The organism is Pedobacter sp., from assembly GCF_035317785.1.
In the GTDB taxonomy this organism is placed as follows: domain Bacteria; phylum Bacteroidota; class Bacteroidia; order Sphingobacteriales; family Sphingobacteriaceae; genus Pedobacter.
On sequence record NZ_DATHGC010000359.1, the window covers coordinates 21697 to 28040 of the forward strand.

Annotated in this window: 5 protein-coding genes; 1 reads left to right on the top strand and 4 read right to left on the bottom strand. The window is 45.2% G+C overall.

What is annotated here, in order from left to right; translation table 11 throughout:
- Window positions 1-124 precede the first annotated feature (124 nt).
- A complete protein-coding gene (locus tag VK541_RS22355; RefSeq protein ID WP_324372774.1) occupies window positions 125-817 on the bottom strand; it encodes an isochorismatase family protein in 693 nt (230 codons plus the stop codon).
- 153 nt (window positions 818-970) lie between these two features.
- Entirely contained in the window at window positions 971-1555 is a 585-nt protein-coding gene (locus VK541_RS22360; RefSeq protein WP_324372775.1) for a Crp/Fnr family transcriptional regulator, read from the bottom strand.
- A 290-nt stretch (window positions 1556-1845) separates the two neighbouring features.
- Here VK541_RS22360 and VK541_RS22365 point away from each other — a divergent pair, with 290 nt between their 5' ends.
- Window positions 1846-2391: a cation diffusion facilitator family transporter gene (locus tag VK541_RS22365; RefSeq protein ID WP_324372779.1), complete on the top strand. Its 546-nt coding sequence runs from the start codon at window positions 1846-1848 to the stop codon at window positions 2389-2391.
- Between the two features lie 216 nt (window positions 2392-2607).
- On the opposite strand, the gene VK541_RS22370 is transcribed toward VK541_RS22365, so the two are convergent.
- A complete protein-coding gene (locus VK541_RS22370) occupies window positions 2608-4392 on the bottom strand; it encodes a sialidase family protein (RefSeq protein ID WP_324372776.1) in 1785 nt (594 codons plus the stop codon).
- A 64-nt stretch (window positions 4393-4456) separates the two neighbouring features.
- The gene (locus VK541_RS22375; RefSeq protein ID WP_324372777.1) at window positions 4457-5908 is read right to left on the bottom strand and encodes a DUF6259 domain-containing protein; all 1452 of its coding nucleotides are present in this window, start codon (window positions 5906-5908) and stop codon (window positions 4457-4459) included.
- Window positions 5909-6344 lie beyond the last annotated feature (436 nt).

Below are 6344 nucleotides of genomic sequence, written 5' to 3' on the forward strand. Positions count from 1 at the left end.
AAACTAGCCTAACAAATGATTAATGCAGGCCATGTTAGAAAGTAGAAGGCTCGCTAAGATCAGGCAAGCCTTCCATAGTTGATGGTTTTCTGATTAGCTTCCAGATATGGCCGCTAAACGATAATTATATGACCGCAGATTGCTTCTTTGCCGCCCAGGCCTCAGCTGCCCGTGTGTCGGCTGCCTGGCTCGCTTCAATGCGGGAATATATGTCCTGAACCATTGCTGTTTCCCTCACAAATGGTACAACAACCTCCCTGGCAGCCGGAGCAAGCGGCCCTGACCAATCCCGGAACCATTCGGCAATCATAGCGCTTGTTGTATTTGGAACGGCGCCCGCTTGTATCATCCGCAAAACAGCCATGTCGTGCGCTTCTTTTGATGCTCCACCTGAGGCATCGGCGATAAAACAGACCTCGTAATCGTCCTTTAATGCGTTAACCACGGGATAGGCCAGGCACACTTCCGTTAAAATTCCACACATCACCAACCGCTTGCGCCCTGTTTTCTTAACCGCGTCAACGAAACCCTTGTCTCCCCATGAATCCATCGAGGACCGGTCTATTTCCGGAATATCAGGAATTTCGTTACGTAGTGATTCGATCGTTGGCTGGTTTCCTGCCGATTTGACACCGACGGTGCTCAGGATGATGGGAATATCAAAAGCCAGGGCCGCCTTGGCGAGATAGCGTCCATTGAGTTCGACGAGTTTGGGATCGCTTGACCGGATGTAGCTCATTACTCCGGGTTGAAAATCGATCAGGATCAGGGCGCATTCTTTTGAGTCCCAGATTCCACTTGATTTGTTGTTGTTCATAATCTTCGTTTTTGAATTTAATAATAAAATTGAATTTGATAATTCAAAGGTGCATCAGGAGGAAGGCCTAAAACGATGATAAATGATAAAAAAATCTATTGACAAATGATAACGGAACCAGCGGGGAAATGAAGAAATGTAAAGCAGCGATTTTTATTTTTTTGCTGCCTGATGGCGTACCCGGCTGAGGGTTTCCTTGGTAATGCCAAGATAAGAGGCGATCATGTGCTGCGGAAAACGTTGCAAAAATTCGGGGTAAGCGCTTGCGAAATCGGAGTAGCGTTTTTCAGCAGAAAAACTAATTGATGCTGACAATCGTTTTTCAGCAGCGAAAGCATGAAGTTCGTCCAAATGCTGTCTCCATTCGGTTAAAACCGGAATTTGATTAAACAGGTCCATTGAATCGGGTTTTGTAATGATCAGCACCTCGGTATCCTCCCAGGCATCAATATTATAAATCGAGGGGCTGAGCATCACAAAACTTTCACGATCCACGGCCAGCCAATTTTCAATTAACAGACGAACAATATGTTCTGCACCCTTGTCATCAACAGTATATTGCCGCATTGCACCTTTAACTATAAATGCGCTGAATTTACAGACCTGTCCTTCCTGTAAAAAGTATTGTCTTTTCCTTATTTTTTTGTGTACAAATGTATTTTTAATCAGCTCTATCTCGCTGTCGGCAAGCGGCGTCGAAGTGTAACTGTTAATATATTTAATTAGAGACTCGTGCATCGATTTGATAATAAAGTTGCGTTACAAAGATAGATAAAAGCGAATTACCATATTATGAATATTACTTTACATAAGCAGAGTGGGTATTTCAGTGAACTGAAATAGTTGTGCTGCTTCGCTTCCGGAGCTTCAGGTAACGCAGCTGTCGTGAAATTTGTTATTCTGATAAGAGGATTATATATCCAGAATCATTTTTTTGTGCGGTTTAAATTCGGGCAGGTTTTTTATTTATATTTGTTACGTGAGCAAATTCTTTATTTACATATTAATACTGCTGCTCTCCGCATGATCTGCCAAAACCCTGGACATTGATTTTGCTCGGGGCTTTAATTATCTGGAAAGAAATCTCTTTTAGAAAAGTGATGAAGAAAGCGATTGAGATCAATAGCTCATCATTAAAAGCCGACGCCTGGCATCACAGGAGCGACGCCATCACCTCCGTCGCAGCATTTATAGGGATTTCAATTGCGTTGCTTGCAGGGAAAGGTTATGAAAATGCAGATGACTGGGCAGCTCTGTTTGCCTCCGGCTTTATTTTATATAACAGTTATAAAATTTTCAGGCCAGCTTTGGGTGAAATAATGGATGAGCATCTGTATGATGATCTTGTAGAAATTATCCGCAATGAATCAAAGAATGTCAGTGGAATAATTGATACTGAGAAATGTTTTATCCGAAAAGCAGGAATGCGATACCATGTTGAGTTGCATGCAATAGTAGATGGGGACATCTCGGTGAGGAAAGGGCATGATCTGGCTCATAGACTTCAGGACACATTACATTCGCAAATACCGGAATTAGGCAATATCTTCATTCATATTGAACCCTATACATAACTTCATGTTTCAGGTTTGTTTAATTTTTTTGTCTAAAATCTTAGATTGTAATTCTAAATAGCAATATTTTTGCTGTATGACTATTTCAGAATTAGAATCATGGTTTGCCAAATGCCAAGGGGACAAATAGTATCCACATTAAACCATATCGATCTACAAATGCTATAGCAGGACAAGACACGGATAAAGCTAATATTCCACATATGTTTGGTAAAACTATGGTTTCCAAAAAGTGCTCCCAAGGAAATATTTTCCAAAAAGGCTAAAATAATAAACCGTCATCACTCTCCCGTCAGGCAATTCTAATGACTCCGGGTATCCGATATCTACGTTCATCAAATCATTACGCAATTGAACTTCAGTATTGATATCCCAGGTTTTTCCGTTATCACTGCTAAAGCATGCACGGATGCCACCGGGGATGGTGTGGATACCCGGCCTGATGCCATAACTGGCCAGTAAACGGCCATCAGACAATTGGATCAGATCAACGGGGTGACCGATCATCTCTGTCTTCCACGCAGGTACCCATGTTTTGCCATCATCATCTGAATAAGTCATCCAGATCGCATTATCCGGTGCATGGTTGCGAAGCCCCGCTACAATGCGGCCAGACTTTGTACGCACAATTCCCGGCTCCATAAAACCGCCCAGTTTGCCTCCCGGGTCGCTGGCTATAGTAGAAAGATACTTCCATGACTTCCCTTTATCTGTTGACCTGATCATCACTGATGCATGATTCTTAGCGTCTCCACCTAATGAATAGCCTATTATTCCCATCACTATTGAGCCATCCGGCATTTCGATAGGCGCATCTGTAGGCCCTTCAATATTGGTAAACGGCATGTCTCTTGTATCGATGAAATTAGCCTGCGACCAGGTATAGCCATTATCCTTTGAAGTGATGATATGTGCCCCCAGGGAACGCTGTTTCGGATCATTGGTGCGTTTTATTCGGTTGTCCCAATCATAGGTGCCATCTTTATTGTACAAAGCGTTATAAAAAACCCCTACTATAATGGTTCCATCTTTTAGCTGGATGCCGCAACCTTCACGTTCATCCAGGTCTTTGATGCCGGTAATCACCTGCTTTTGTCCCCATGTTTTGCCGCCGTCTTTTGAACGCAGCATAATGACATCACCGTCACTGGCAAAATGTTCTACTGCTTCTCTTGCCATCATGAGTATATCACCGTTCTTTAACTTGATGATATCTGCCGGGTGAAGGTGACGGTAACCGTCTGTATAGACCACATGATGTTCAAACTTATCTGTACCCAGCATTTTACTGTATACCTGTGTGGCCAGTATCTGGGTTTGAAGGTTAACTGAGGCCATATCTTGCCTCAATGCTTCGATCTCACCGGAAAGTATTTCCCTTGACTGCTTCAGCACATCCCGCCTGGCTTTTACCATAAACCAGCCATTTGACCATCTTTCAAACGGCAGCAATTCTACCTGAATGACTGAAGGCTTACCGGCCTCGATAACTGAGTCTGGTACACTTAACTGATAAATGCCGCTATTTCCGTTCAAATGGATCTGCCGCCATCCATACGCATAGGGGAATTCTACCCGTTTGGAAATGTATTTCAATTCATATCCTCCTTCTTTCCAGGTGAAGTCACGTGTGAACCCTATCTGGAAGGTAAGCGCATATTTTCCGTTTATATTTAGTTTTACCAGCGGCCCATGTGTTAATTCTGCGGGAAGTGTTGAACTTGATCCGATAAAAGAGAACGCGGTAGGCTTTTTTTTCGGTACAACACCAGTTTTCCAGGAAAGTATGCTATGTTTCCGCTGACTTTCAGACCACCATGCCCCAGTCATGTAGCCTGTAACAGTCCCCCGGAAATCTCTTACAGCGCCGCTCCTGTTAGCATTGTAATGAAACTCCACTTTATCAAATCCTTCAACCGATTGATGTTCCTGCGCAAATATGATTGTACTTCCTGTAATGAACCAAAAGAGCAGACCGATGATCTTTGTGAAATTATTCATAATTATCCTTTTATTTTTGAAGCCATTTTATCGACTGATATCCATCGGTTATTCTCTCTCACAATTATTTGATCTCAACCAAGCCCAGCGATCTGGACGGCAGCTGCATATCGACAACATAAGGAAGGGTCACGCTGCGAGTCTCACTTTCATCATCGATGTGGATGACAATGTTTTTCGTTCCCTGTCCCGGAAGCTCAAGACGTAAGCCCCGTTTATTATCAGAATAATTGGCCATGGCCACTCCGAACCTCCCGTCTGGTGCTTTCCAGGTTTCAGATTGAATCAACGGCTCGGGTCCATATCCGTAATCCCTGGTTGGTACCCCCGTAATGGTAAAAGGCTGTTGCATTTGTCCATAGACCAGGAAGTCGCGGGCTACGCCATTTCTGAAATGGGTCGCTCGTTTACTCCAGTCCAGAATCGCTTGCTGATCCGGAATTGCGCGATCCCAAATATGATTCCAATCGAACTCAATCTGCCCTTTGTCACGCAATGTGAAGTTGAGCATGTAGCCCTTTACAATGGCTCTTGCTACTGATGCGCGAAGGGCTTCGTCATTCACCGAATTGAGGTAAGCACCTGAATGCGCTGGCATATATTCATGATAAATATAGGCGAACAGAGCGCAATTCAGTGAACCGCCCCCACCAATGCGGGCATCCCAAAACTGAAATTCCTGCAAATAGACTTCCGGCGGCGCACCTTCGCATGAGACCACTGCGTTCGGGTTCTGTGACCGGGCCGCTTCATTATCAAGCTTGAGCAGGCTGGCGAAGGCTTCAGACATCCAGGGACCGGGAACTGGTGGATGGCCGTGATCTGTTGCATAGCAATGTACCGCACCCACCCCCTGGTCAAATTGCTGAATCACCTCAGGACCAAGTTTCGCCATTCCCTGAGTCATTCCCAATATCATCTTCCGGGCAGGCTGAGTGTAAACGCAGGTTGGATAGAGCTTTCTCCATCCGCCCTCTGCTCCGCCCATCAATGTACCGTTCCAACTTCGCGCGATAGCCGAATCGCCTCCATGCGTTTTATAATGTTCCATGCCGTTGTATCCTGTATTTCTCTGCCCAACTACCCAGTTGATACCATTGCCATAAAGCACCGGATGCCAGCCTTTGTCTTTGGCAATCTTCATGAATTTCTTCATAGCTGCTTCTCCACCAACCGGAGGAAAGGCCTCTGGCTGAACCCATGGCCCTGAATGTTCCCAATTGAACACAATAGGAAGCAACGGCGTGTTAAAAGCCTTTGCCAGTTTATCCATATACGGCAAGGCATTGGTTGCCGGAGTATATTCAGGATTGACAGCTGCAGGCGGATCCCAGTCAGCCTGACCCCGCATAGGAAAAGTTACACCTACCAGCGGCTGCAATAGCCATTTTGGAATATCTGACCGCTGCGCTAGTTTACGCGAAGTAAAAGGCTGCTTCGCTGCCCAATTCCTATAAATGTCAGCGGCGGCATACCAATCACCATGAAATGTTCCCAGTGCAATCTCGTAAGCCAACTTTGTTTTTTCTGGCCCGCGGGTTCCAGGATAATGTCCAAGACCCATAGTAACTCCGTCTTTCTCTATCATCGGAGAAATTAATTTTGGCAGCCCGTTGGGATCTTGGCAGGCGATATATAGCCCACCGGAACCATTGTAGTAAGCCAAAAGCTGGGCCGTGCATTCGCGGGGATAATTAGTTTGGCGCCATGTCTCCGGCGTATTAGCCCTCGGTCGTCTCCATGAGCCAATTACTGTGGTAGGTGTGACCGGGCTCGACAAGACTCCGTCGTAAAGCGAGGACAGGATAGAACTATGGTTTTCAGCAGTCGGATTGCTGTCAAAGGGCACTTCAACTATTGGAAATTGCACGTGCCCAATCCACATATTGGTTGGGTTATCTACTTCCAGGCTCCAGTAGGTTAGGGCCTCGTTTTGCGGACACCTGACAGTT

Bases quoted from the DNA above. Each gene is read 5' to 3' on its own strand.
- VK541_RS22355 (WP_324372774.1), bottom strand. From the start codon at position 817: ATGAACAACAACAAATCAAGTGGAATCTGGGACTCAAAAGAATGCGCC.
- VK541_RS22360 (WP_324372775.1), bottom strand. From the start codon at position 1,555: ATGCACGAGTCTCTAATTAAATATATTAACAGTTACACTTCGACGCCG.
- VK541_RS22370 (WP_324372776.1), bottom strand. From the start codon at position 4,392: ATGAATAATTTCACAAAGATCATCGGTCTGCTCTTTTGGTTCATTACA.